24 protein-coding genes are annotated in these 23,947 nt (G+C 58.0%); 6 read left to right on the forward strand and 18 right to left on the reverse strand.

The annotated features are described in order from the left end of the window. Positions 1-8: 8 nt before the first annotated feature. The 8 genes from B3527_RS02410 to B3527_RS02445 form a co-directional block, all read right to left on the reverse strand. Positions 9-365, reverse strand: a complete 357-nt coding sequence (locus tag B3527_RS02410) for a HesB/IscA family protein (protein WP_206990637.1) — start codon at positions 363-365, stop codon at positions 9-11. A gap of 35 nt (positions 366-400) precedes the next feature. Then, positions 401-784: an SUF system Fe-S cluster assembly protein gene (locus B3527_RS02415; protein ID WP_206990638.1), complete on the reverse strand. Its 384-nt coding sequence runs from the start codon at positions 782-784 to the stop codon at positions 401-403. A gap of 8 nt (positions 785-792) precedes the next feature. After that, the gene (locus tag B3527_RS02420; RefSeq protein WP_290479562.1) at positions 793-2,016 is read right to left on the reverse strand and encodes an aminotransferase class V-fold PLP-dependent enzyme; all 1,224 of its coding nucleotides are present in this window, start codon (positions 2,014-2,016) and stop codon (positions 793-795) included. After that, complete coding sequence (locus B3527_RS02425; RefSeq protein ID WP_290479563.1) at positions 2,013-3,239, reverse strand: SufB/SufD family protein; 1,227 nt, start codon at positions 3,237-3,239, stop codon at positions 2,013-2,015. The genes B3527_RS02420 and B3527_RS02425 overlap by 4 nt, the downstream gene beginning before the upstream one ends. Further along, on the reverse strand, positions 3,236-3,997 hold the full coding sequence (sufC, locus tag B3527_RS02430; RefSeq protein ID WP_034815776.1) for a Fe-S cluster assembly ATPase SufC: 762 nt from the start codon (positions 3,995-3,997) through the stop codon (positions 3,236-3,238). The genes B3527_RS02425 and sufC overlap by 4 nt, the downstream gene beginning before the upstream one ends. 125 nt (positions 3,998-4,122) lie before the next feature. Continuing rightward, positions 4,123-4,518 carry a nuclear transport factor 2 family protein gene (locus B3527_RS02435; RefSeq protein ID WP_290479564.1) on the reverse strand — a complete coding sequence of 132 codons (396 nt, stop codon included), beginning with the start codon at positions 4,516-4,518 and terminating at the stop codon, positions 4,123-4,125. Beyond that, a complete protein-coding gene (sufB, locus tag B3527_RS02440) occupies positions 4,511-6,055 on the reverse strand; it encodes a Fe-S cluster assembly protein SufB (protein ID WP_290479565.1) in 1,545 nt (514 codons plus the stop codon). The genes B3527_RS02435 and sufB overlap by 8 nt, the downstream gene beginning before the upstream one ends. Positions 6,056-6,309: 254 nt before the next feature. Continuing rightward, complete coding sequence (locus B3527_RS02445) at positions 6,310-7,455, reverse strand: cysteine desulfurase family protein (protein ID WP_290479566.1); 1,146 nt, start codon at positions 7,453-7,455, stop codon at positions 6,310-6,312. A 110-nt stretch (positions 7,456-7,565) separates the two neighbouring features. On the opposite strand from B3527_RS02445, the gene B3527_RS02450 reads away from it, so the two are divergent. Beyond that, a complete protein-coding gene (locus tag B3527_RS02450) occupies positions 7,566-8,243 on the forward strand; it encodes an alpha/beta hydrolase (RefSeq protein WP_034815576.1) in 678 nt (225 codons plus the stop codon). Here the strand turns inward: B3527_RS02450 and B3527_RS02455 are convergent. Then, positions 8,240-9,358, reverse strand: a complete 1,119-nt coding sequence (locus B3527_RS02455) for an anhydro-N-acetylmuramic acid kinase (protein ID WP_290479567.1) — start codon at positions 9,356-9,358, stop codon at positions 8,240-8,242. The genes B3527_RS02450 and B3527_RS02455 overlap by 4 nt on opposite strands. 59 nt (positions 9,359-9,417) lie before the next feature. On the opposite strand from B3527_RS02455, the gene tyrS reads away from it, so the two are divergent. Beyond that, positions 9,418-10,668: a tyrosine--tRNA ligase gene (gene tyrS / locus B3527_RS02460; RefSeq protein WP_290479568.1), complete on the forward strand. Its 1,251-nt coding sequence runs from the start codon at positions 9,418-9,420 to the stop codon at positions 10,666-10,668. Here the strand turns inward: tyrS and B3527_RS02465 are convergent. After that, positions 10,665-14,045: a DUF3971 domain-containing protein gene (locus B3527_RS02465; RefSeq protein WP_290479569.1), complete on the reverse strand. Its 3,381-nt coding sequence runs from the start codon at positions 14,043-14,045 to the stop codon at positions 10,665-10,667. The two genes, tyrS and B3527_RS02465, sit on opposite strands and share 4 nt — an antisense overlap. An 86-nt stretch (positions 14,046-14,131) precedes the next feature. On the opposite strand from B3527_RS02465, the gene B3527_RS02470 reads away from it, so the two are divergent. From B3527_RS02470 to B3527_RS02480, 3 genes are all read left to right on the forward strand, one after another. Continuing rightward, the gene (locus B3527_RS02470; RefSeq protein ID WP_290479570.1) at positions 14,132-14,623 is read left to right on the forward strand and encodes a peroxiredoxin; all 492 of its coding nucleotides are present in this window, start codon (positions 14,132-14,134) and stop codon (positions 14,621-14,623) included. A gap of 180 nt (positions 14,624-14,803) precedes the next feature. Further along, positions 14,804-16,027, forward strand: a complete 1,224-nt coding sequence (locus tag B3527_RS02475; protein ID WP_034815582.1) for a peptidoglycan DD-metalloendopeptidase family protein — start codon at positions 14,804-14,806, stop codon at positions 16,025-16,027. Further along, a complete protein-coding gene (locus B3527_RS02480; RefSeq protein ID WP_034815584.1) occupies positions 16,011-16,532 on the forward strand; it encodes a bactofilin family protein in 522 nt (173 codons plus the stop codon). Before B3527_RS02475 ends, B3527_RS02480 begins: the two co-directional genes overlap by 17 nt. 75 nt (positions 16,533-16,607) lie before the next feature. Here the strand turns inward: B3527_RS02480 and B3527_RS02485 are convergent, their stop codons facing one another. The 3 genes from B3527_RS02485 to B3527_RS02495 all read right to left on the reverse strand — a co-directional run bounded on the left by B3527_RS02485 (position 16,608) and on the right by B3527_RS02495 (position 18,617). Next, positions 16,608-17,078 (reverse strand): NfeD family protein, encoded by a 471-nt coding sequence (locus B3527_RS02485; protein WP_290479572.1) that lies wholly within the window; start codon positions 17,076-17,078, stop codon positions 16,608-16,610. Positions 17,079-17,082: 4 nt separating this feature from the next. Beyond that, positions 17,083-17,994 (reverse strand): SPFH domain-containing protein, encoded by a 912-nt coding sequence (locus tag B3527_RS02490; protein ID WP_034815589.1) that lies wholly within the window; start codon positions 17,992-17,994, stop codon positions 17,083-17,085. 140 nt (positions 17,995-18,134) lie between these two features. Next, complete coding sequence (locus B3527_RS02495) at positions 18,135-18,617, reverse strand: peroxiredoxin (RefSeq protein ID WP_034815591.1); 483 nt, start codon at positions 18,615-18,617, stop codon at positions 18,135-18,137. A 119-nt stretch (positions 18,618-18,736) separates the two neighbouring features. On the opposite strand from B3527_RS02495, the gene B3527_RS02500 reads away from it, so the two are divergent. Further along, entirely contained in the window at positions 18,737-19,297 is a 561-nt protein-coding gene (locus B3527_RS02500; protein ID WP_206990649.1) for a YqgE/AlgH family protein, read from the forward strand. On the opposite strand, the gene B3527_RS02505 is transcribed toward B3527_RS02500, so the two are convergent. The 5 genes from B3527_RS02505 to B3527_RS02525 form a co-directional block, all read right to left on the reverse strand. Next, positions 19,298-20,326 (reverse strand): EAL domain-containing protein, encoded by a 1,029-nt coding sequence (locus B3527_RS02505; RefSeq protein ID WP_206990650.1) that lies wholly within the window; start codon positions 20,324-20,326, stop codon positions 19,298-19,300. It lies immediately after the preceding gene. Positions 20,327-20,336: 10 nt separating this feature from the next. After that, positions 20,337-20,906 carry a GNAT family N-acetyltransferase gene (locus tag B3527_RS02510; protein ID WP_290479573.1) on the reverse strand — a complete coding sequence of 190 codons (570 nt, stop codon included), beginning with the start codon at positions 20,904-20,906 and terminating at the stop codon, positions 20,337-20,339. Positions 20,907-20,909: 3 nt separating this feature from the next. Next, positions 20,910-22,289, reverse strand: coding sequence for a threonine synthase (gene thrC / locus B3527_RS02515; RefSeq protein WP_290479574.1), 1,380 nt, complete (start codon positions 22,287-22,289; stop codon positions 20,910-20,912). After that, positions 22,286-22,978 carry an SURF1 family cytochrome oxidase biogenesis protein gene (locus B3527_RS02520; protein ID WP_206990653.1) on the reverse strand — a complete coding sequence of 231 codons (693 nt, stop codon included), beginning with the start codon at positions 22,976-22,978 and terminating at the stop codon, positions 22,286-22,288. The genes thrC and B3527_RS02520 overlap by 4 nt, the downstream gene beginning before the upstream one ends. Before the next feature lie 86 nt (positions 22,979-23,064). Further along, positions 23,065-23,937, reverse strand: coding sequence for a cytochrome c oxidase subunit 3 (locus B3527_RS02525; protein ID WP_206990654.1), 873 nt, complete (start codon positions 23,935-23,937; stop codon positions 23,065-23,067). Positions 23,938-23,947 lie beyond the last annotated feature (10 nt).

Raw genomic sequence — 23,947 nt, forward strand, 5'->3', positions numbered from 1 at the left:
CCCGCAGGCTATACCGTCGCCGGGATAATCGTCACGCTCTCTCCACAACCACAGGCATCGGTCTGGTTCGGGTTACGAAAGACAAATTTCTCATGCAGCGGCGTGACTTCATAGTCCACTTCGCTGCCGAGCAAAAACAGCACAGCCTTGGCGTCGATCAGGATGGTGACCCCATTATCCTCGACCACTTCGTCCAGCGGCTCGGGCGCCATGGCATAGTCCATGACATATTCCATGCCCGCACAGCCGCCATTCTTGACGCCGACACGCAGGAATCCTGCGCCGCGTTCCTGCATGATCTCCTTCACGCGCATTGCAGCAGCGTCGGAAAGCTTCACGGGCTTGGGTCTGGGTCTTCTGGCCATGACAATCACATAGGAACGAAAGCGTTCCGGTTCAATTAAAGCATGTTTAGCGCAAGACGGGCTTCGTCCGACATGCGCGACGGGTCCCAGGGCGGATCGAAGGTAAGGCGAACCTCCACATCCTGCACACCATCAACGGTGCGCGCGGCAGTTTCGATCCAGCCCGGCATATCGCCGGCAACTGGACAGCCCGGCGCCGTCAATGTCATGTCGATATCGACCTTGTAGTCGTCATCTATGTCGACCTTGTAGATCAGGCCGAGTTCGTAGATGTCGACTGGAATTTCCGGATCGAACACCGTTTTGAACGCTGTGATCAGATCATCGGTGATCCGGTTCAGCTCATCTTGCGGAATCTTCGACCCTGCTTCCTCGGAGGAAACATCAACCATGTCGCGAGATGTCATATCGTCTGCCATGCCGTCACCTATACCAGCATTTCCCGCGCCTTGGCGAGCGCTTCAATGAACGCGTCCACTTCGGCGAGAGTGTTGTAAACTGCGAAACTCGCCCGCGCCGTTGCGCTGACCCCCAGATGCTCCATCAGGGGCTGGGCGCAATGGTGGCCGGCGCGGACAGCGATACCGTACCGGTCGAGAATTTGAGCAATGTCATGAGGGTGCGCCCCTTCGAGGCTAAACGCCAGCACGGCACCCTTGTGCGGCGTCTCACCATGGATGGTCAGGCCATTTACGCCCCTGAGTCCCTCATAAGCGCGCGCGTACAGCGCATCTTCATGCGCCTTCACATCTGCATGATCGAACGCCGTCATCCAGTCCAGCGCTGCTCCCAGGCCGATAGCCTCGAGGATTGGCGGTGTACCTGCCTCGAATTTGTGAGGCGCCGTATTGTAGGTCACCCGGTCGCGGGACACGATTTCGATCATCTCGCCGCCCCCCTGATAGGGCCGCGCACGATCCAGCGCTTCTGCTGTCCCATAGAGCGCGCCGATGCCCGTCGGGCCATAGAGTTTGTGCCCGGTCATGACATACCAGTCACACCCGAGCGCCTGAACATCGACCTGCAAATGGACCGCAGCCTGGCTGCCATCGGCCAACACTTCAGCGCCAACTTCATGCGCGAGGCGGCAAATCTCGGCCATGTCCGTCACGCTGCCGAGCACATTGCTCATATGGGTAATCGCGACCATACGCGTTTTCGGACCAATTGCTTCCGCCAGGTCTGTCATGTCCAGCGAACCATCTTCGTTCAGGCCCACCCATTTCAGGACAGCGCCATGGCGCTCCCGCAAGAAATGCCACGGAACGATGTTGGAATGATGCTCCATGATGGAGAGGACAATCTCGTCGCCAGGCTCAATCCGGGCGGCGAGCGCAGAGGCGACAAGGTTGATGCCTTCCGTCGACCCCTTGGTGTATACGATATTTTCTGTCGACGGCGCGTTGAGGAATGCTCGGACTTTCTCACGCGCGGCCTCATAGGCCTCGGTGGTCTCGTTCGACAGGGTGTGAATGCCACGATGCACATTGGCATATGCCGTGCGCGACTGGTTTGCGATCTTGTCGATCACCGCATTCGGTTTTTGCGCACTGGCAGCATTGTCCAGATACACCAGCGGCTTGCCATTCACTTCACGTGACAGGATCGGGAATTCCGCGCGGATCGCATCGATGTCGAAGTAACGGCTCATACAGCGGCCAGCCAGGATTCGGCTTCCGCGCGCAGCACTTCCTCTAGCGCGCCAGCTTCAGCAAATGCTTCGGCGACGAAGGCTTGTGTCAGCAGGGCGCGGGCCGTCTTCTCCGGCAAGCCGCGCTGGCGCATGTAGAATAATTGGTCATCATCAAGCGCGCCGCTCGTATTGCCATGCGCGCACTCGACATCGTCCGCATAGATCTCAAGCTCGGGCTTCGCGAAGACAACCGCGCCGTCTTCCAGCAACAACGCCTTGTGCTGCATGTCGGCATCCGTGTACTGGCCTGCCGTACGGGGAACAAAGAATTTCCCCTGGAACACGCCGGTGCCGCCATTCAGGACAGCGCCCTTTGTCAGCTGCCGGGTTACACAGGAGTTGGCCCCGTGACGCACATGGGTGGTAAAGTCCGTATGCAGATCCTTTCCGACAAGATAGGCGGCATTCAGCGTCGCCTTTGCACTTGGCTCTTGGTGCGTAACGCGCGTTTCGAGCCGCGCAACCTTGGCGCCAAAGGCGAGTGAGGTCTGTGTATAGTGCGAATCCGCATCGAGATGGACGAGCGCCGTTGAAGCAATCGTCTCTTCTGACGTACCGCGCTGATAGACCGTCCGGTTGACCGCGCTGCCTTTCTGGAGACCAAACTCGATTACGGAGGATGTCAGCCCCGCCCCGCCCAGATGGCTCTCCGATACGGTGAGCGCCATATCGGAGCGAACCACGACAACAACACGCGCGAAATTCGCTTCTCCTTCGCCGCTGAACTGGAAATGGAGACGCGGAAGTTCTTTCGAGGTCACTTCCAGCAACAGGGTTGCGGGTCTGGCCTTGCCGCCAGACAGGGATGCTGCCAACGCACCGAGCGGCACGTCTTCGGCCGCTCCCAAGGCCTGAGCTTCGTCTTTCTCGAAAACGTTCAGCCCGTCCGGAATATGGTCTGGCGGGAAATAGCCATTTGGCGAGAACCGGAAGACCAGTGCGCCAGCATGCGGAATCGGATCGTGCGAGGGCGGCGTGGAGGGACGGTCGAGCCCCTGCAGCGCCACCTTGAAGTCGGTCCATTTCCACGCTTCCAGCCGGCGATGCGGCAATCCCGTCCTGGAGAACGCCTCAAACAGCCGCTCGCGGCGGGAATCTTCCGGTTGCATGCCATAGCGCGCGACCAGCTCCAGCTCCGCCGTCGTCGGATTGGCAATCATGTCCCGCAGGGCTGTGGTCACGCCACCTCCCCGAGGATGCCTTCATATCCTTCTTTTTCCAACCGATGCGCCAGTTCCGGGCCACCGGTTGCCACGATACGGCCTTTGGAGAGGACGTGCACCTTGTCCGGCTGGATGTGGTCCAGCAGGCGCTGGTAGTGCGTGATGACCAGCATGCCGCGATCTGGCGAGCGCATCGCATTCACGCCGTCAGCCACCGTCTTCAGCGCATCAATGTCGAGCCCGGAATCCGTTTCATCCAGGATCAGGAAGTTCGGTTCCAGCATCATCATCTGGTAGATTTCCAGGCGCTTCTTCTCGCCGCCAGAGAAACCGACATTGAGCGAGCGCTTCAGCATTTCTGCATCCAGCTTCAAGGCCTTGCCGATTTCGCGGGACTGTTTGATAAAGTCCGGCGCAGATATCTCGTCTTCGCCACGCGCCTTGCGCTGTGAATTCATGGCCGCCCGCACAAAGGTCATGACGGGGACGCCGGGAATCTCGACGGGATACTGGAAAGACAGGAAAAGGCCCTTGGCCGCCCGCTCTTCCGGATCCATATCCAGAATGTCTTCACCATTCAGCGTCGCGCTTCCGCCCGTCACCTCATAGCCGTCGCGACCGGTCAGCACATAGGACAGGGTCGATTTGCCGGCGCCATTCGGCCCCATGATTGCGTGGACCTCGCCTTTCGGCACGTCCAGCGTCAAGCCATTGATGATCGTCTTGGCGTCATCGTCTTCACCGACAGTCGCGGTCAGGTTTTCAATCTTCAACATGGTGCGCATGTAAGCTCCCTAGCCCGGTGCGAAAAGCCCCGGATGCAGGAAATGGCCCGTATAACCGCTTGAAACAGGCCTGGCGGTCCGATTCTTCGGTTTTGCCGCACCTGGCCTCGGGTTTTTCAGGCGTCACGCTGGGACAACATGTCAGATTCGCGGACCGAAAGGGTTTCGGTCCAGAGCGTCAGTGACGTGCATAGACCTGCGGCGTTCAGTTCGGCCTTGAGAATACCGTCAGTGCGGTACGGTTCATCCAGGGCCTCAATCAGTCCCCCGGCCTTCCAATGGGCCCAGTTATCCGCAATTTTTTCCACCTTGAACGACACGTCCACGATCCGCGCCCAATTCTCGGTAAACACAGCAACGATCTTCTCTACGCCGGTTACCGGAGCATTGAACGGCGTTTCGAACAATTTTGCGTCTTCACTCAACAGGGACTTGAGAAGCGCGACATCTCCGCCCTCCTGCGCCCGTGCATAGGCATTGAGCCAGTCTCCGAATGCGTCCGGATCAGCCAACGCTGCCCTCCAGGCTCACCTTGAGCAGGCTCTGGGCCTCGACCGCAAACTCCATTGGCAATTCCTGCAGCACTTCGCGGACAAAACCGTTCACCAGGAGCGCAACCGCCTCTTCTTCCCCGATGCCACGCTGGCGGACATAGAACATCTGGTCATCAGACAGTTTGGTCGTCGTCGCTTCGTGCTCCAGCTGGGCATCAGCCCGGCGGTTCTCGACGTAGGGCACAGTATGCGCGCCGCAGCGATCCCCGATCAGCAAACTGTCGCACTGGGTGAAGTTGCGCGCCTTGTCGGCCTTGCGGTTGATCGAGACGAGGCCGCGATACGTGTTGTTGGATTTGCCAGCCGAGATGCCCTTGGAGATGATTCGGCTGCGCGTGCGCTTGCCGAGATGGATCATTTTGGTGCCAGTATCGGCCTGCTGACGGCCATTTGTGACAGCGATGGAGTAGAATTCGCCCACACTGTCATCGCCGCGCAGAATACAGCTCGGATACTTCCAGGTCACAGCAGAGCCCGTCTCGACCTGCGTCCAGCTGATTTTGGAGCGATCGCCCCGGCAATCGCCGCGCTTGGTCACGAAATTGTAGATCCCGCCCTTGCCGTTCTCGTCACCCGGCCACCAGTTCTGGACCGTTGAATACTTGATCTCGGCGTCTTCCAGCGCGACCAGCTCGACCACGGCGGCATGAAGCTGGTTCTCGTCGCGCATCGGCGCGGTACACCCTTCGAGATAAGAGACGTAGGCACCCTCATCGCACACGATGAGCGTTCGCTCGAACTGGCCGGTGTTTTCGGCGTTCATGCGGAAATAGGTCGACAGTTCCATCGGGCAGCGGACGCCCTTGGGCACATAGACAAATGTTCCATCAGAAAAGACGGCGCTGTTCAGCGTCGCAAAGAAATTATCCGACTGGGGCACGACAGTGCCGAGATACTTCTTCACAAGATCTGGATATTCGTGAACCGCCTCGGAAATCGACATGAAGATCACGCCGGCCTTTTCCAGCTCCTTGCGGAAGGTCGTGGCAACAGAGACAGAATCGAACACCGCATCGACGGCAACGCGGGGCGTTTCGCGTGCGGTGGCTGCGGTTTCTGCCGCGCCTTCGACACCGAGCAGAACTTCAGCTTCGCGCAACGGGATACCGAGCTTTTCGTAGGTTTCGAGAATTTCCTTCGGAACGTCGTCAATCGACTCATACTTCGCGCCGGATTTGGGGGCGGCGTAGTAGTAGTAATCCTGATAATTGATGGTCGGATAATTGACCATCGCCCAGGTCGGCTCTTCCATGGTCAGCCAGCGCCGATAGGCCGCTAGGCGCCACTCGAGCAGCCATTCCGGCTCTTCCTTCTTGGCTGAGATGAAACGGATCGTATCTTCGGACAGGCCTTTTGGCGCCATGTCCATTTCGATGTCTGTGACAAACCCCGCAGAGTAATTCTCCGACTCGAGCGCCTTCGCGGCGTCGACCGTGCCCTGGTCAATGCTGTCCTTCACCTTCACTTCGGTGCAGTCCTCATCATGATCTTCCATACCGCCGCAGCAATCCATCCTATCCTACCTTCCCGGGTCCCGGAGCGCGATGCCCGCATCATACGGCCGGTTCGGTTCCTCAAGCCCGCGATGGCACATGCTGCGCGCGTCAACCGAACGAGCCTCCGCACAATCGCGGTGTGCGGCGCTACCAAGAGTGAATTTTCCGATCGGCTTGATCATCGCGCAGCCGGACAAGCCTACTGCGCAAGCCAGTATGCCAAAGGGAAGAGCGTGTCGTTTGAGTGAGACCATCAGGCCGTTTCCTTCAATACCGTCCGCCGGGCTGCGTCGAGCCAGGCATCTGCCACACCGGTGAAATCCTCCGGTGTGCTGTTCCATCCAAAGCTGGTGCGGATTGCCGATTCCGCAAGGGCGTCAGATGCGCCCATCGCCAGCAATACGAGCGAGCGCTTCACCTTGCCAGACGAACATGCAGATCCGGCCGAAATGCACACACCTGCCAGATCCATCGCCATGACCTGTGTTTCCGCCGCAAAGCCGGGCTTCGCGAAGTTCGATGTCCCAGCCAGCCGCTCGGCGGTCTTGCCCATAATCGTCACGCCTGCTTCGCGTTCCAATCGCGCTTCCATATCGTTTCGATACGAAGACAGCATAGCATATTTCGGCAGATCTCTCACGGCAGCCTCCACCGCCGCGCCAAAGCCCGCTTGCGCAGCAACATTCTCAGTGCCGGACCGCAATCCACGCTCCTGCCCGCCGCCATGGGTCACGGCCTTCAGCGGCGCACCCGCCCGGTGCCACAGCGCGCCTGCGCCCTGCGGGCCGCCAATCTTGTGCGCCGACAGGCTGAGATAGTCGACGCCGAGCAGGCCGACATTGACCGAACTCTTACCGAGCCCCTGCACCGCATCGCAAATCGTCAGACCGCCTGCCTCGCGCACGATACGAGCAGCTTCTCCCACTGGCTGGATCACGCCGGTCTCATTATTGGCGAGCATCAGGCACAGAACCGGTGTGCCCAATTTGGCGTGATCCCAATCCGAAAGCTGATCTTGCAACTGGTTCAGGTCCAACGTCCCGTCGGGCCTCACATAGGCGGTCCGCACTTGCACCCCAGAATGGGCGGCAGCCTTGGTGACGGCCTCATGCTCAATCGCTGAAACCAGGAAGGTGCAATGTCCATCGAGCGCTACGGCAACACCATGAATCGCCAAATTGTCCGCTTCGGTGCCACCACCCGTCAGAATGACGTCTTCCGCCCGGCTACCGATCGCGCCCCCAATGGCCAAGCGGGCCCGCTCCAATACGCCGCGCGCCGCCCTTCCGGCCGTATGGACGGACGACGGATTGGTCGCGCCCATGCCCCATACATCCAGCATCGCCTGGCGCGCTTCAGGCCTCAAAGGCGAGGTCGCATTGTGATCTGCATATATCATAGGACTGGATATACTCACTTATCGGCGATTTTGCAGGTGTAGAAAAATTTGCATTTCGCAGTTCAAATGGCTTATGACCGCGCCCTTCCCCCGAGACCAGCGAGTATAACATGGCAGAACTCATCATTCCGGGCCCTCAGGGCCGCATCGAAGCCCGTTACACCGAGCCGCCGCTTCCCGGCGCGCCGATTGCGCTAATCCTCCATCCTCACCCGAAAGCGGGCGGCACGATGCAGGATCCTATCTCCATCATGCTGTATCAAATGTTCGAGCGTCATGGGTTCGGCGTGCTTCGCTACAATTCGCGTGGCGTAGGCCGCAGCCAGGGTCAGTATGATCAGGGCATTGGTGAACTCGAAGATGCCGCCTTCGTTCTGGACTATGTCGAAAACCTCGCAGAGAGCCCGCGTTTTGTCTGGTGTGCCGGCTACAGCTTCGGGGCGTGGATCACGTTGCAGTTGCTGATGCGCCGCCCGGAGATTGACGGCTTCCTCGCCATCTCTCCCCCGGCCAACCACTATGACCTTTCCTTCCTGGCACCATGTCCGGCATCCGGCCTGATTGTATCCGGCGATTCCGATTCAATCTCATCGCCTGAAGATGTTGAGCGTGCGCTGACCAAAGTGCGCGTTCAGAAGGGCGAACAGATCGACCGCACGACGGTCAAAGGTGCGAACCACTTCTATCAGGACAAGCGCGACGAACTGATCGGGCTCTGCGAAGATTACCTGCTACAGCGCCTTGCCGCCGCAGAAGAAAAGCTCCGCCTCGAAGCCGAGGAAGACTAGAAAATCAGCTTCCCGCCCCGCGTCGGGGCGGGAACACCAGTGGTCGATGGCCAACTGATCGGCAATCCGCGCGCAGTTCGCGCGGCCAGGAAGGCAAATGCCTCCGCCTCGATCGAATCTCCCCGCCAACCAACCGCTTCTGCCGAATGCACTTCGCACCCAGCCGCGCGTGCCAACGCAGCCATAAGGACAGGATTGTGCCTGCCGCCACCGCACACGATCAGGCGCGCTGGATATTCCGGCAGCTGGGAAAGACCAATCGCGACGGCGCGCGCCGTAAACTCGGTCAGCGTAGCCGCGCCGTCCTCGACGGATAGACCGCGCACCATACTGGCGTTGAAGTCGTATCGGTCCAGAGATTTTGGCGGTGATTGGTCAAACCAATCATGATCCAGGAGCTGAACGAGTAAGCCGTCATGCACGCGGCCAGCCCCAGCAAAACGACCGCCCTCATCATGAGTCCCCAGGCCATGTCCCTCAATCCATTCATCGATGGGTCCGTTCGCCGGGCCTGTGTCAAACGCGACGAGGGAGCCATTACTCATACGAGCGGTAATGTTCGCAACACCGCCAAGATTGAGAACGCATGCCGCGTCGCCGCCGAGGCGCTCTAGCAGTGCGGCATGATACGCGGGTGCAAGGGGTGCGCCCTGCCCGCCGGCGGCCACATCATCAGACCGAAAGTCATAAGCGAGCGCGACACCAAGCGCAGCCTGCATAGCGGGGCCGTCGATGAGTTGAAGGGTCGCCCCGGCCTGATTTCCCTTGGGTGCGCGATGCAACACGGTCTGACCGTGGACACCCGCAAGACGGGGCGCAGGCCCCGTCCAAGTCGCGAGCAACTGCTCCCATGTCTCAAAATGGGTGCGGGTAACAACCAAACACGCCGCATTGAAAACACCGTCCGGCTGAGGGCCAACCCAATTCCACGCGCGTGCAGCATCGGTGGCGCGCTGCAGTGCGGCGCGCTCTTCAGGTGCGTATTTACGCTCCGCAGTCGCTCCGAATTCCAGAACCTTTTCACCATCAGTCAGGATCAGCGCTGCGTCGACGGCGTCCAGCGACGTGCCAGACATGAAGCCCGCCACCCAATACGGTTCAGATTTTTCACTCACAGAGTTCAAGATATCAGTTTTCCATGTTACGCGCGGCAGCTTCACGGAGACACGAGAAGATGAGCGAATACAAGTCAGAATTCCTGAAAACCCTGTCAGAGCGCGGTTACCTGAAACAGGTCACCCATCCGGCAGAGGTGGATGCCTATTGCGCCAAGGGGATTCCGACTGGCTATATCGGCTTTGATGCGACGGCTGACAGCCTGCATGTCGGCTCGCTCTTACAGATCATGATGCTTCGCCACCTCCAGAAGAGCGGCGGTAAACCCATCGTGCTGATGGGCGGCGGCACGACCAAGGTGGGCGACCCGACCGACAAGGAAAAGTCGCGCCCCTTGCTGACCGACGAGCAGATCGCGGCCAACATGGAAGGCATCAAGAAGGCCTTCCAGCCCTTCCTGACCTTCGGCGACGGGCCGACCGATGCGATCATGGTCAACAATGACGACTGGCTCGGCAAGCTTGGCTACCTCGAAATGTTGCGCGAAGTTGGCGTGCACTTCACCATCAATACAATGGTAAAACAGGACACGGTCGCCCGCCGCCTTGCGGCAGAGCAGCCCTACACCTTCCTCGAATTCAATTATCTCCTCATGCAATCCTACGACTTCCTCGAACTCTACCGCCGGCTGGACTGCCGGATGCAGATTGGCGGATCAGACCAATGGGGCAATATCGTTGGTGGCGTGGACCTGGTTCACAAGGCCGCCAGCGGCGACGCATTCGGAATTACGGCTCACCTCATCACAACCGCGTCCGGCGGAAAGATGGGCAAGACCGCAGATGGTGCAGTCTGGCTGAACGCGGACCGCAAGAGCCCCTACGAGTACTGGCAATTTTGGCGCAACACAGAAGACGCCGATGTCGGACGATTCATGCGGCTGTTCACAGAGCTACCGCTCGACGAGATTGCCCGTCTTGAAGCGCTCGAGGGCGCGGAGATCAATACGGCGAAGGTCGTTCTGGCCAATGAGGCCACGAAGCTGTTGCATGGCGAAGCGGCCGCGAAAGAGTCGGAAGCTGCAGCAGCCGCAGTATTTGCTGCGGGCGGCCAAGCTGACGCGCTGCCAACTGTTGAAATCGCAACATCCGATCTTGATGGTGGCATGCTCGTAGCCGCCGCATTCACAGCGGCGGGTCTCACAGAATCCAACGGCGCCGCGCGCCGCTTGATCAAGCAAGGCGCAGCAAAGGTGAATGATACTCCGGTATCAGATCAAAATGCATCCCTGTCAGCGGACGACCTTGTAGACGGGACAATCAAACTGTCCGCCGGCAAGAAGCGCCATGCGCTGGTCAAGGCAATTTAGAATTCCTCTTCGGGGATCGGTGGCAGCTCGGACGGGATAGGCTCATCTTCCGGTCGCGCTTTAGCCTCCGGAATATCCGTATCCGACGGGTTTTCAAATATCCGTCGGATGACACCAGGGGCGAGAGCAGACAGAGGATTGACCGACACGTTCGCCTTTTCGAGACTGCCGCGGATGCTATAGGTCAAAGAGAAGATGCCCTCACCATCCCGGCCCACCACAAGGTCCCCAATAATCGGAATACCCCCAAGGGCTGAATTCATGCCGAAACTTGGTACCAGCACGCCATCGACACTGATCTCGCTGTCGGCGCCAAGATAGCCGTTGGCGGTCAGGCCGAGCGCCGGGCCCTGCGCTTTCCCGCCAGTCACAACGTAACGATCCCCCGCCACGGTCAATGGAATGTCGATCCGCGAGAACAGAACGCCGTCACCTCCCAACGTATCTGCAAGTCCACGAAGAGAGGCGAGAGAGAGAATTTGAGTCAGGAACGGGGCATTGTGCAACCGCCCGTCCGTCACAACAATGTTGAACCGAGACGGCGCTCCATCGCGAGCAAGCGTGCCATCTATGTCCAGCCTCCCTCCTTCGATGAAGTCGAGATCGAGAAATGCGCTGGTAATGAAGCCGGCATCGCTGCTGACAACTTTGATCGCCGTGCCCTCCGGAGACGAGCCATCCAAATCGATATTGAAGGCTGACCCGTCATCCGTGTTTCCGGTCGCTGAGAGCTTCTGCATTCCGTTCACTGTTGACCGCCACGTGACGTCTGCGTTTCGCACATAAAGGCCAGCGCCAAGGGTAAGTGTGTCGACGTCGGCCCTGACGCTCAGCGGCGTACCATTGCTTTCACTCGCGTCGCCCAGCGCACCGATGCCTGGTAATGCGCCCGACAGATCAAGATAGCTGCCGGTCAAGGCAACTTGCAAACTGCCATTCGGACCTCGCGAAATCTGTCCGTTCACGTCTGCAGTGTCTGAGAGAAAGGCCCGCCTCAGATCCGCCGAGACCAAACGGGAATCTCCCCCCAGTGTAAACTTTCCATCCAGATAAGCTTCTTCGCTGGTAAAGAGTACGTCGGAGGAGAAGCCCTCTTCGGCGCGCTCATACAGGACGGTCACCTTCCCCTCCTTGCCTGCGGTCTTCACCCAGCCGATTTCGGACAGGTCGAGACGGGCATTGGTCAGATCCATTACAACGTTTGCAACCGACACATCCTCACCTTCAACGGTCGCCTGAACTTCTGTGGGTACTTCGCCAGTCAAGTACGCCCTCCCCGGAAGGCCGAACCGATTCAACACATCCGGCGTGATAATCGCTTGTGCCGACAGCGCCGACGGAGCCTCACCATCCTTGAAACCGTCGCGCCAACTGAACTGGACAGGTGACGGGCCAAGATCACCCAAGCCGGTAATGGTCATACCATCTTGGTCAACCTTGATGTCAGCCGTAGCGTTTGCCAGATTCAGGCCGAGCGCGGCGCGCTTGAGGCCACCATTGGTCAGCCGACCGATTGCCGTGTAGCGAACCGCTTCGTCTGGGACATTATCGAGTGCCGGTCGGAACAACTCGAATGTCGCCTCGGCATCGCCACTTAAACGCTCCTCATCAAAGCCTAGATCGAGCCGGGATTCATTCAACGTCGTAATAACGTTTGCTGCAGGGCCGTGCCCCTTTGCAAATACGCGGAAATCTTCCCCTTTCGGATTGAAGGCTGGAAAGTCGACCAGGGCCTCGTCAATGTCCCAACCACCATAGTCGCCCTGGTCAACAGTTACCCTGAAACTGTTGCCCGTCAGGCGCCCCTTGCCGACGGCATTCCGGGCGGCGGGCAAGTCATCGAGAAACTTAACGTCCGCCGAGTTGATATCGAAGGTAAGGTTCAGGTCTTCATCCCTCAGATAACCTTCCGCGAAACTATCGCGTTGAAGCGTCATCTGCGCACGTAAATTGTCTACGTCCGTATTGCTGATCCGTTTGGCCGTAAAGGATCGCGCTCCCGTGCCCAGCGATACGGGCCAAAAGGCGAGCACGGTGTCCTTCGTGACTGTTCCCTCAGTTTTCAGCTCGATGGCTCCGATAATCGGAGATTCATTCTTCTCACGATCTGGGGTCATCGCGATATCAGTGATGAACTGGAACTGTGCGTCATTGGATACGAACGAAATCCGGGTGTCTTTTAAGCTGCGATCCGGAAAATTCACTTCTCCATCAGCGCGGAGATCGCGCAAACCAAGTGGCTCTGCAAAGGATGGTGTGAAATCAAGCGTCGCAGCATTGCTTCGCAGTTTGAACGGGCGTGGTCCGGTCCCTTTCAGCGCGTTTTGCAGTGTTAAGTCTGCTGAACCAGCGAACGGGCCAAATCGTAGTGAATTCCCTGAGATGAGCAATTCATCGCCCGTCGCCGCATAGGTCATCTCGAGATCGAGATCCGTCACATTCATGCCGCTCTCACCGAACGGTAGTTTACCCTCAGCAAGGTTGGCCTTCACCACAATCTTCTCGACGCCCGCTGCGCTGGACGTGTCAAACTCAACGGTAATGTCTGCTGGCACACCGGACAGGAATTCGCTGTCGGTACCCAGCCTCGCAGCAAGGTCCGCAAGAGACCATTGAGCGACGGCGAGAGAGGCTTGCATACGGCTGCCCAAATCGCTCGTATCAATGTCCAGCGCCAACCCAGCCGGCAAACCGGCCCCCACGCCACTGCCGGACATGGACAAATCTACTCCGTCTTCCGTGACGGAGAGCAGCCCTTTCGACTCCGTCAAGGTAAACAGAGGCGATCTGTCAGAAGCGAAGACGCGCATTTCAAAGTCCTCGTAGGACAAGCGCTCGAGACTGATGTCAGCCTTCTCTTCTTGTAGCACCACAAGAATTTGGGGAAGTACGGCGTTTATCCGTTCCAGCCATTCGCTCGGATTTTGTGGCATTTCACCGACCGGAATTTCAGGCAGTGGATCGCCCGCGATGTGCCAAATGCCATCGTCAGCTTGAGCAACATTGATCCAGCCATCGACCAGGTCGAGCCCAAGGACCTCCACATCACCCATTACGAGCGCGGAGCTGGACAGCACGATGCGGGCACGCTCGGCCTCCGCAGCCACATTACCTTCACTATCCAGCATCTTGATGTCATTTCCGGTGACAAGAACGCGCTTGTCTTCCGACGACCATTCCAGGAACACATCGCCGACAGTTACCGGTCTGCCATTGCGCGAATTGGTCAGGCCCTGCTCGATATCGTCTCGGAACATCTCCAATTCGATCGGCCCACTGGACAAACGGAAGACGAGCAACCCCGCCAGAACCAGAACAACCAGGATAAGTCCGCCGAGTATTTCAAGAATTACAAGTGAGGCTCTCTGGCGGACCAAATCAGGGACTCCGAAAATCTACGTCTAAAAATTGCGTTCTATGGCGATATATGCACACCAAGCTGACCGCACCATAGGAGGAATACATGGCGAAAGTACTGCAAGACGGTGAAAAGGCTCCGGATTTCTCAATGCCCTCCACGACCGGGCAGATCAAACTCGAGGACTTCTCGGGCAGCTATCTGGTTCTTTACTTCTACCCCAAGGACGACACACCCGGTTGCACGAACGAAGCGAAAGACTTTTCAGCGTTGATCGACGCATTCGCAGACCGGAATGCCAAAGTCGTCGGCGTTTCGCGCGATCCGCTTTCCAAACACGAAAAGTTCTCGGCCAAGCACGACCTCAAAGTGATTCTTGCCAGCGATGAGTCGGGCGAAACCACGGAGATGTACGGCACCTGGATCGAGAAAAACATGTATGGAAAGACCTATATGGGCATCGCCAGACAGACCTTTCTGATCGGACCGGACGGTTCAATCATTAAATCTTGGAAAAAAGTCCGGGTGAAAGGCCACGCAGAGGATGTGTTGAGCCACCTGCCGGACGGAACAAAAACGAGCCAGGACAAGGTTTAAGCCCCTAAAAACGAGTATTAACGAGAGATTTACCCTAATGGGGGAATATTTTCAGGAATTATGCTCGCAAGGGGTTCCGTCCCTTAGTGATTTCGGTATTTATATTTCTACGGGTTTGGGAACTTGCTGTAGGTGTGATTGCAGTAGGCGGTGTGTGATTCCAGTCGACGGGTGGCGTTAATGGCGAAATGGAGTGCGAACCTCAAGGCGACGTTCGATCGTGCATTTCCTGAACGACAAATATATCACCGGAGCGGCGGTACCGTCCGGTACATTTCCATTTCTCCATGGCAACAGGCAATTTGCGCCCTCGGCGCCACGGCGCTTGCTGGATGGACAATTTTTCTGACCGGCACCTTCGCCCTTGGCGGCTCAACCGGCACGCTTACCGGCAGCTCCGATGATCGCGAACTCGCCAAGTATGAGCGCTGGGTTCAGGAGCTTCGCGCCAAGGATGCGCTGTCGCGTTCACTGCTGGAAGAGCGCACAGATGCCTTTCAGCGCGAAACGGCCGAATGGGAAGACCGCCAGAAAGCGCTCGAGGATTTGTTTGAGCAGCTGAAGGGCGATGAAACGCTCGATGTTTCGGCCCTTACAGGCGATGGCGCGGACCTGCTGGTTCAGGCGTCTATCGAAGAAGCCGACGACCGTCAGTCTCGTGACAGTTTCCGCATGACGGCCACACTCGACACGCGAGGCAATCGCGTCAGCGTCAAGAACCTAAAATACAATCAGGAACGCATGCTCGACGAGGCGGAAGACCTCGCCATTGAGCGCGCTGAACGCGCGCGCAGCGTGATCCAGCTGACCACGATTGGCAGCGACCGCATCATGGAAAGCGCAGAGATGGGCGGTCCGCTTGTCTCGATGGCAAACTTGACGGCTGGCGGCGAGACGCTGTCAGCGCAGGACGCCAGCTTCTACAACCGACTGACCGAGACCCAGGCTCGCGTCGCCGAGATGCAGTATTACGAACAGATTGTTGAAAGCCTGCCCCTTGGTGCCCCGGTTGGCGTGCCCTTCCGGTACACCAGCCCTTATGGCATTCGGGTAGATCCTTTCATCAAGAGACCGCGTTGGCATAACGGAATTGATGTCGCTGCCTATGGTGGGGCGCCGATCGTGGCGTCCGGGCCGGGCACCGTCAGCTTCGCAGGCGCACGGTCAGGGTATGGACGCGTGGTCGAAGTGGATCATGGATACGGCTTCAAGTCGCGCTATGGTCACCTCCGCTCGATTACTGTATCAAAGGGCGATACGGTCGAAGTGGGCGATCTCGTGGGGAAGATGGGCACGACCGGAAGAAGTACCGGATATCACCTTCACTTTGAGGTGTTTTTCAACGGTAAAGCATATGATCCAGTAAAGTTTTTGAAAGCAGGCCGTCATGTTCACGAAGAATAGCAAATCAAATGACACCCCTACCCCACCAGAACCCATGAAGACGGCGCCCGCGCAGGATGCGATCCGCGGCGCGTCTTCCAAGCCTGCCGCCCGTGCAGCTTCCATCATCTGCGCCGACATGAAGATCAATGGCTCGGTCTCTTCTGAAGGCGCCCTCCAAATCGACGGCACTGTCGATGGTGATGTCGCCGCGACAGACATTACGATTGGTGCCAGTGGCCACATAACCGGCGAAGTGAAAGCCGAAGTTGTACGCGTCAAAGGCCGCATCAAAGGCTCAATCCGAGCGCGTAAGGTTGAACTCGAAACCGGTGCCCACGTCAAAGGCGACATCGTTCATTCGTCGCTCCAGATCCAGTCGAACGCCGTATTCGAAGGTCAGGTCAAACATGCGGATGATCCGCTGAAGGACACCTCCCCCAAAGCAGCGGCGGCCGCCAATGAATCCAAGCCTGTCGCGTCTTCCGGCCCATCGGCATACGGAATTTCGACGTCCGCTTCCTGATCATTTCAGTACCCAATTGAATAAAAAGGCCAGCTCGATTGAGCTGGCCTTTTCCGTTTTGTTTTCAGCTATCAACTATGACATTACGCGACGCACAATCGCGGTCGTCATCTTGGCACCTTCGACCACTACAGTGTCGCCGGTTCGTACCAATTCGCCCTCCACGGCTTCGGCACGCCACACGGTATCACCTATCCGAACCTGCCCGGTCCCGGAAATGAAGTCACCCATTGCAAGCCCTCGCTGGCCGACCAGGGAAGCCATGCGTCGATTGAGCGTCGGATGCTCAGGAGACGTTTTTCGAATCCCGGACAGCACCGTGCGTCCAAGGATGACCAGCACGGTTGCGGCCATGCCGAATACGATCATCTGACCCTGCCAGCCCGACAATGAATCTGGGGCAAAATAGGTGAAAGCGGCCGTCAGCCAGGCGGCTATGGAAACCATGAGCAGGTCGAATGTCCCGCTCATCATCTCGATCCCGAAAAGGATCAGCCCCAAGGCCAGCCAGTGCCAGAATGTGAGTTCAGAGAAGACTTGTTCCATTGGATTAATCTCCCTTATTGCCGGTCAGCCCCTTGATGCCCTCAAGTGTTCCGATGAGGCTCGAGAATTCAGCCGGGATGATAACCGTCCGCTGCTGATCCGACTCCGCCAGTTTTGCGAACGCTTCGACATAAGCCTGACCAAGGAAGTAGTTGACCGCATTGACGTCGCCCCGCGCAATTGCTTCGGACACCATCGCTGTGGCCTTGGCTTCGGCTTCAGCCTCGCGCTCGCGAGCTTCAGCATCGCGAAAGGCAGCCTCCCGGCGTCCCTCGGCTTCGAGGATTTGCGCCTGTTTCTGACCTTCGGCCTTCAGGATAGCCGACTGCTTATCGCCTTCAGCGGTCAGGATTTCCGCCCGCTTCAGGCGCTCGGCCTTCATCTGGCGCGCCATGGCTTCGGTAATATCGGCTGGCGGGCTCAGGTCGGCAATCTCAATTCGGGTGACCTTCACGCCCCACGGATTGGTCGCCGCATCGATAACAGTCAGAAGGCGCGCATTGATGTCATCCCGGTTGGACAGGACTTCATCAAGATCCATTGAGCCGACAACAGTACGGATATTGGTGAGGGAGAGGTTCGTGATGGCGTGGTTGAGGTTGTTGACCTCATATGCCGCCGCCACTGCATCAACCACCTGGATGAACACAACCGCATCGCACGACACCATTGCGTTGTCTTTGGTGATGACTTCCTGCTGCGGCACATCGAGGACGGTTTCCATCATGTTCATCTTCCGGCCCACCCGCTCCAGGAAGGGTGTGATGATCGACATGCCCGGATTGAGTGTGCGAGTGTAGCGTCCAAACCGCTCCACCGTGTAATTGTAGCCTTGAGGCACGAACTTGAACGCAGATGTCAGGCCAATCAGGCCTACGACGGCCACCAGAACGACCACAGCAAAAAACGGATCCATGTATTCCTCTCCTTCTGTTACTCAGAATTAATGTGGGAGAGGTTTTCCGTTTTTCAATAAATATTTGACGAAAAACGGCGCGCCCAGCCCCACCAGACGCGCCGTTCTTCTCATAAGTTACTTAAGAAACCTTGTCTGATTTAGAGCTGGTTCAGCATGTAGTCCGCGCTGGAAACCTTGAACTCGCCGCCGTCTTCCACGTTGAGTTCGGCAACCGCGCCATCCTTGACGATCATGGAATAACGCTGCGAACGCTGTCCCATACCAAAACCGCTTGCATCCATTTCCAGGCCAAGGGCCTTGGCAAAGGCGCCGTTACCGTCAGCCAGCATGCGCACGGTCTCTCCTGCACCGGCATCCTTACCCCAGGCGCCCATGACGAACACATCATTCACCGAGGTACAGACGATTTCGTCCACGCCCTTGGATTTCAAATCTCCGGACTTGTCGACGAAGCCCGGCAGGTGGCGTGCGGAACAGGTTGGGGTGTACGCGCCAGGTACCGCAAACAGGGCGATCGTCTTGCCGCCAAACACTTGTTCGGTTGTGCGAGGCTGTGGGCCGTCTGCCGTCATTTCCATGAATGTGGCTTCCGGAAGCTTGTCTCCGACTTTGATGCTCATCAGCTGGTCTCCTTGATGCTGTGTTGCCCAGATAGGACGCCAACGCCTCCACGACAAGCGCACCACACCTTGCCAAAGCGATACAATTCGCCCAGCATCATCCTCGAAAGGGTCACCAGATGGACGCCGACCTCACAGGCAAACTGCTTATCGCCCTTCCCGGTATCGGCGATCCGCGTTTCGCGCGCTCGATTATTCTGGTCTGCGCCCACTCTCCCGAATTCGCCATGGGAATTGTACTCAACAAACCAATGGTCGGGCTGACGTTGCCGCAATTACTTGAACAGCTTGATGTCCCAGTGGAAATTGACGTTTCGGAAGATCTGGTGCTCGACGGAGGCCCGGTGAGCAGTGATCGCGGCTTTGTTCTTCACACTGATGACATCATCAGCGAGGGTGCTACGCTCGAGATCGACGGTACTTTCTGCATGACGGCAACCCGCGACATCCTGCACGCCATAGGAACTCGGGACGCGCCAAAGCGCTCCGTTCTCGCGCTGGGTTATTCAGGCTGGGGCGCTGGTCAGCTAGAATACGAGTTGGCCGAGAATGCATGGTTGATTGGCGAACCCGATACGGAACTGGTATTCGGCGAAAGCCATGAGGCTAAATGGGAAGCCGCACTTGGCCATCTGGGTATAGACAGCGGTCGATTGCAGATACTGCCTGGAAACGCCTGATCAATTGATCAGAAAGGCGATCGCTGCGGCTTCCTCCATCGGACGCGCAAAAGCAAAGCCTTGAGCGTAGTCAAAGCCCAGACTGCGCAGCTTTGCTGCATCGTCCTTGTGTTCAACGCCTTCCGCCGTTGTGGTCATGTCCAGTCGCGCCGCCAGCAAGGTTAGCGTGCCCAGTATCGTGTCGGTGCGGTGCTGGCCCAGACGGCGCGTGAGCCCGTGGTCCACTTTCAGACTGTCAGCTGGAAAATCCGCCAACCAGGCGAAAGACGAATGACCCGTCCCAAAATCATCCAGCACCAATCCCGCCCCCACGGCCTTCAAGGCCATGACAGCCGCAAGCGCGTGGCTTTCGTCGCGGAGTGCAGCTTGTTCCGTCAATTCGATGCGGATTGCCTTCTCTGGCAAGTCGTATCCTTGCATCAGCGCCTCTACGAGCGCTGGCAGCGTGCTGCGCGACAAATCCCGTGCCGTCAGATTCACGTGCATGAAAAGATCGGATCTGCCGGAAGACTCCCGTAACTTTGAAAGCGTCTCGGCAGAGCGTATCAACATGTTGGACGCGAGGGCTTCATCCTCGTACCGGCTCGGTGGATTGCGAACTTCACCATCATCCCATCGGGCCAGCGCTTCAAAACCGGCAATATGCCCGCTGCCAAGTGAGATAATGGGCTGGAAAACTGGGTAGAGATCGGGACCGGGCTGCAAGTCAGACGGATCAATCTCCGCAAACTCGTTCCCGGCCAACAGCATGCCGTGCGCGTCTTCTTCACTGATGAAAGCGCCGACCAGATGAATATCGGCCCCGCTGGACAGTCTCAAATCGCAACGAACGGGTCCGTCTGACGTGCTGAATGCCTGCGCCAGTCGCCCTCGGCTAAGCCCCTCGAACATCTGCTCAATGGCATCGATCGACCATTGTCCGGCCAGATCAGAATGATCGCTACCCTTTGGCGCCTCAATCAGGAGATGCCTGCTGGCGGCATTCCAGTGCCAACTACCTTGAGGCTGGGTCGACTGATCTGACATCATCTCGTGCAACCTATCGCGAAGCACTGGGCCTGACGAGTGCGAAAAGGACATGGTCGCGGCGTACGCCCGCGATCTCGAGATATTCTTTAGCATGTCCTTCTTCCCGAAAGCCGTTTGTTTCCAAGACTTTGCGGGAACGCAGGTTTGATGCCAGAATTCCGGCCTCGACGCGATAAAGATGTAATTCCCGGAACGCCCAGTCGCAGACCGCGCCTACGCCTTCCTGCATCAGTCCCTGCCCCTGATGATCCTGTCCAAGCCAGTAACCAAGACTGGCACTGTTGGCGGGCCAGCCACGGACATTGGTCAAGGATATTCCACCGACAAGCTTTCCGTCCTTCAATCGCCGGATCATGAACACGTAAGCGCGACCGGACTTCCACCCATTCTTCCAGGCTTGCAACCGACGCGCCCAATCTGCGCGGGAGTTTGCATCCTTTGGCCATGTCGGCTCCCAGGGTTGCAGGTGCTTACGGCTACGCTTGCGCAGGCCGGACCAATCCTCAAAATCCTTCTTGCGCGCAGGCTCGATGACCAGGCGGGCTGAAACAATGACCGTGTCCTTGCGGTGCGCGGCCATGACCTAGTCGGCCAATCGTTCCACGCGCGAGCGCACAGCACCGAGGGTCGGCTCTACCCGTTCGAACACTTCTTCATTGGACATCACGCCTGTGGCAAAATCTGGCAATTTCGCCTCGCGCCCTGTCGCTTCAAGTACCGTTTCCGGGAACTTGGCGGGTGATGCCGTTGCAAGAACCACCGTGGCGACGTCCGAATTGGGTGCGAGGCGGGCGACGCGCGTACCGACGGCGGTGTGAGGACAGATCAGCCAGCCTGTATCGGATTCGAATTGGCGCATCTCTTCCATCGTGTCTGCATTGCTGACACTTTGCACACGAATGCCTGAACAGCCCAGTCGACCCGTTGCGGTCTCTGGCAACTCCGCTTCACCCGCCTGTTTGAACCGCTCGTAGACGCTGCGCACCGCATCGCTGTCGCGACCCGACAGCTCGAACAGGATCCGCTCAAAATTGGACGGGATGGAGATATCCATGGCCGGGCTTGGCGTCGCCACAGTCGGTCGTTTGGACATGACGCCAGAATTGAACAACCGCATAAGCGCGTCGTTTTCGTTCACCGCGCAAACAATATCCAAGCCGCCCGGCAACAGTCCGCAACGCGCCGCTACGTATCCAGCCAGGGCGTCACCCATATTTCCACTTGGGACAACAAAGCGGATTTGCTGGCCTGCAAGGGCAGCTTGCGAAGTGGCATAGTACACCATCTGGGCTGCGATGCGCGCCCAGTTGATCGAGTTCACGCCCGACAGGCTGACGCGATCAACAAAATCGCGATCTGCGAACAGCGATTTCACAATCGTCTGGCACTCGTCAAAGTCGGTATCAAGGGCGAGGTTGAGAACATTGCCCGCACCGGTTGTCGTCATGAACAGACGCTGGATGGGAGAGACACGTTCGAATGGGTGCAAGATCACGAGATCGGCATGCTTGGCACCCGCGAAGGCCGCCGCGGCTGCGCCGCCTGTATCTCCAGAGGTCGCGCACATGATCGTCATACGCCGTCCTGTTTTGCCGAGCACAAGATCATACAGCTGACCAATCAGCTGCATGGCGACATCCTTGAAGGCGAGGGTCGGGCCGTGATGCAGTTCCAGGAGCCAGCTGCTCGGACCTGACTGGGTCAGCGGTGTCACCGATTGGTGAGCAAAGGTGGCATAGGCGCGTTCGCACAGGCCCAGTACTTCTTCCTGCGTCAGCGTATCGCCCGCAAAGGCCGAAATGACCCGCGCGGCGACCTGGGAATAGGGTTCTCCGGGTTTGGCTGGCGCGATGGCAGGATAGGATTCGGGGATGTAGAGGCCACCATCCGGCGCCAGCCCCGCAAGGCATGCACCGATGAAATCAACGGGCTCTGACTGCCCCCGAGTGGAAATATACTTCATTCCCCGTTCCTTCTGCGAAACCGCAACCGGCCCTTTTGATAATGGAAGGCCAGATACACACCCAACAGCGCCATGGCGAGCCCCCACCATGTGATCGCGTATCCGAAATGCCGCTGTGGCGGCAGATCATCATCCATGCGCAATCGCGCAAACGGATTTGGCCCTGCCATTGCGCGACCATTTTCAATCAGCCGCAATGTCTGGGGCTCGAATGCTTCCGGCACCACGCGCTCGGCGACATCCGCCGGCAAAAGATCTGCGAGATCATCAATACTGTAGGCGTAGAAAACACCTGCCTCCGGCGCATCGGGGCTCGCGAAGGCATTGCGGCTGCCTGGGGTCTTGTAGATGCCACGCGCCGAGAAATTCAGATTGGTCCCGCATTCGGGCCCCTGACATGGCGTTGGTGGCTCCACCTGATAGAGAAGTTCGATGGTCGTAAAGATGACTCGTTCGCCTTCATCAATCGCCACTACGCGTCGCCATGACGATGCGCCGTCGGCATAGGCATAGACCATGGCTTCACTACCCGGCACGACCCGACCGTCCAGGCTCACCCAGTTTGGCTCTGTTTCATCCAATGCCATCTTCGCGCTGAACCGACCATATTGCCAGTTCCCCAGCATGACGAGGATCGCAAGCGATACCACCGTAAACAGGGTCAAAACGGGATAGGGGCGAAAGCGCATGGGCGTGTCCGAAAGGTTTTGAAAAAAGGCCCGCCAGGCTGTGCGCCGGCGGGCCTGTTGATTACGCTACGATGGCCGGTGCCAGTCTATCCGCCATAGACAAGGAATGGCACGACATAGACGAAGGCGAACAGGAACAGCCAGACCACGTCAACGAAGTGCCAGTACCAAGCCGCAAATTCGAAGCCGAGATGCTTCTCTGCGCTCATGCCGCCCATCAACAGACGGATCAGGCAGATTGCAAGGAAGATCGTACCGATCACGACGTGCGCGCCGTGGAAGCCCGTCGCCATGAAGAAGGCCGAGCCATAAAGCGTGCCGTCAAAGGTGAAAGCCGCGTGGCTGTACTCGTAAGCCTGCAGCATTGTGAACACCATGCCGAGCAGCACGGTGAAGACGAGGCCAAGCTTGGCACCGGCGCGATCATTGTGCTGCAGCGCGTGGTGCGCCCAAGTGACTGTGGTGCCCGAAAGAAGCAGGATCAGCGTGTTGATCAGCGGCAGATGGAACGGGTCAAAGGTCTCGACGCCAACTGGCGGCCAGTCTGCAAAACGCGACAGGCCGTCTGCGTATAGCGCGTTGGCCGAATCCCATGTCTCACCGACGCGCGCACTTTCATAGATGGCGAACTCGAAGAAACTCCAGAACCAGCCGACAAAGAACATCACTTCAGACGCGATGAACAGGATCATGCCGTAACGCAGGCCAATCTGGACGACGGGCGTGTGATCGCCAATACCGCCTTCCTTGATGACTTCGCGCCACCAGCCGAACATTACCCATATGACCATCGCCAAGCCTACGGCCAGCAGCCACCAGGTTCCGGCTTCGAGGCCAAACAGGCCTTTCATATAGGTAACACCACCGAGTGCGGTAACGATTACCGCCAATGACCCCAGCAATGGCCAGGGAGACGGATTGACCAGATGGAAATCGTGTTTGACTTCGTCGTGAGCCATGGCCCTTTTG

This window comes from Hyphomonas sp. UBA4505, assembly GCF_002388685.1.
GTDB lineage: Bacteria > Pseudomonadota > Alphaproteobacteria > Caulobacterales > Hyphomonadaceae > Hyphomonas.

What these genes read in the sequence shown, in the direction of transcription:
- B3527_RS02510 (WP_290479573.1), bottom strand. Translation starts at nt 20,906, where the DNA reads ATGGCCGCGCACCGCAAGGACACGGTCATTGTTTCAGCCCGCCTGGTC.
- B3527_RS02525 (WP_206990654.1), bottom strand. Translation starts at nt 23,937, where the DNA reads ATGGCTCACGACGAAGTCAAACACGATTTCCATCTGGTCAATCCGTCT.
- B3527_RS02485 (WP_290479572.1), bottom strand. Translation starts at nt 17,078, where the DNA reads ATGGAACAAGTCTTCTCTGAACTCACATTCTGGCACTGGCTGGCCTTG.
- B3527_RS02520 (WP_206990653.1), bottom strand. Translation starts at nt 22,978, where the DNA reads ATGCGCTTTCGCCCCTATCCCGTTTTGACCCTGTTTACGGTGGTATCG.
- tyrS (WP_290479568.1), top strand. Translation starts at nt 9,418, where the DNA reads ATGAGCGAATACAAGTCAGAATTCCTGAAAACCCTGTCAGAGCGCGGT.
- B3527_RS02470 (WP_290479570.1), top strand. Translation starts at nt 14,132, where the DNA reads ATGGCGAAAGTACTGCAAGACGGTGAAAAGGCTCCGGATTTCTCAATG.
- B3527_RS02420 (WP_290479562.1), bottom strand. Translation starts at nt 2,016, where the DNA reads ATGAGCCGTTACTTCGACATCGATGCGATCCGCGCGGAATTCCCGATC.
- sufC (WP_034815776.1), bottom strand. Translation starts at nt 3,997, where the DNA reads ATGTTGAAGATTGAAAACCTGACCGCGACTGTCGGTGAAGACGATGAC.
- sufB (WP_290479565.1), bottom strand. Translation starts at nt 6,055, where the DNA reads ATGGAAGATCATGATGAGGACTGCACCGAAGTGAAGGTGAAGGACAGC.
- B3527_RS02495 (WP_034815591.1), bottom strand. Translation starts at nt 18,617, where the DNA reads ATGAGCATCAAAGTCGGAGACAAGCTTCCGGAAGCCACATTCATGGAA.
- B3527_RS02490 (WP_034815589.1), bottom strand. Translation starts at nt 17,994, where the DNA reads ATGGATCCGTTTTTTGCTGTGGTCGTTCTGGTGGCCGTCGTAGGCCTG.
- B3527_RS02475 (WP_034815582.1), top strand. Translation starts at nt 14,804, where the DNA reads ATGGCGAAATGGAGTGCGAACCTCAAGGCGACGTTCGATCGTGCATTT.
- B3527_RS02445 (WP_290479566.1), bottom strand. Translation starts at nt 7,455, where the DNA reads ATGATATATGCAGATCACAATGCGACCTCGCCTTTGAGGCCTGAAGCG.
- B3527_RS02415 (WP_206990638.1), bottom strand. Translation starts at nt 784, where the DNA reads ATGGCAGACGATATGACATCTCGCGACATGGTTGATGTTTCCTCCGAG.
- B3527_RS02500 (WP_206990649.1), top strand. Translation starts at nt 18,737, where the DNA reads ATGGACGCCGACCTCACAGGCAAACTGCTTATCGCCCTTCCCGGTATC.
- B3527_RS02410 (WP_206990637.1), bottom strand. Translation starts at nt 365, where the DNA reads ATGGCCAGAAGACCCAGACCCAAGCCCGTGAAGCTTTCCGACGCTGCT.
- B3527_RS02505 (WP_206990650.1), bottom strand. Translation starts at nt 20,326, where the DNA reads ATGATGTCAGATCAGTCGACCCAGCCTCAAGGTAGTTGGCACTGGAAT.
- thrC (WP_290479574.1), bottom strand. Translation starts at nt 22,289, where the DNA reads ATGAAGTATATTTCCACTCGGGGGCAGTCAGAGCCCGTTGATTTCATC.
- B3527_RS02480 (WP_034815584.1), top strand. Translation starts at nt 16,011, where the DNA reads ATGTTCACGAAGAATAGCAAATCAAATGACACCCCTACCCCACCAGAA.
- B3527_RS02450 (WP_034815576.1), top strand. Translation starts at nt 7,566, where the DNA reads ATGGCAGAACTCATCATTCCGGGCCCTCAGGGCCGCATCGAAGCCCGT.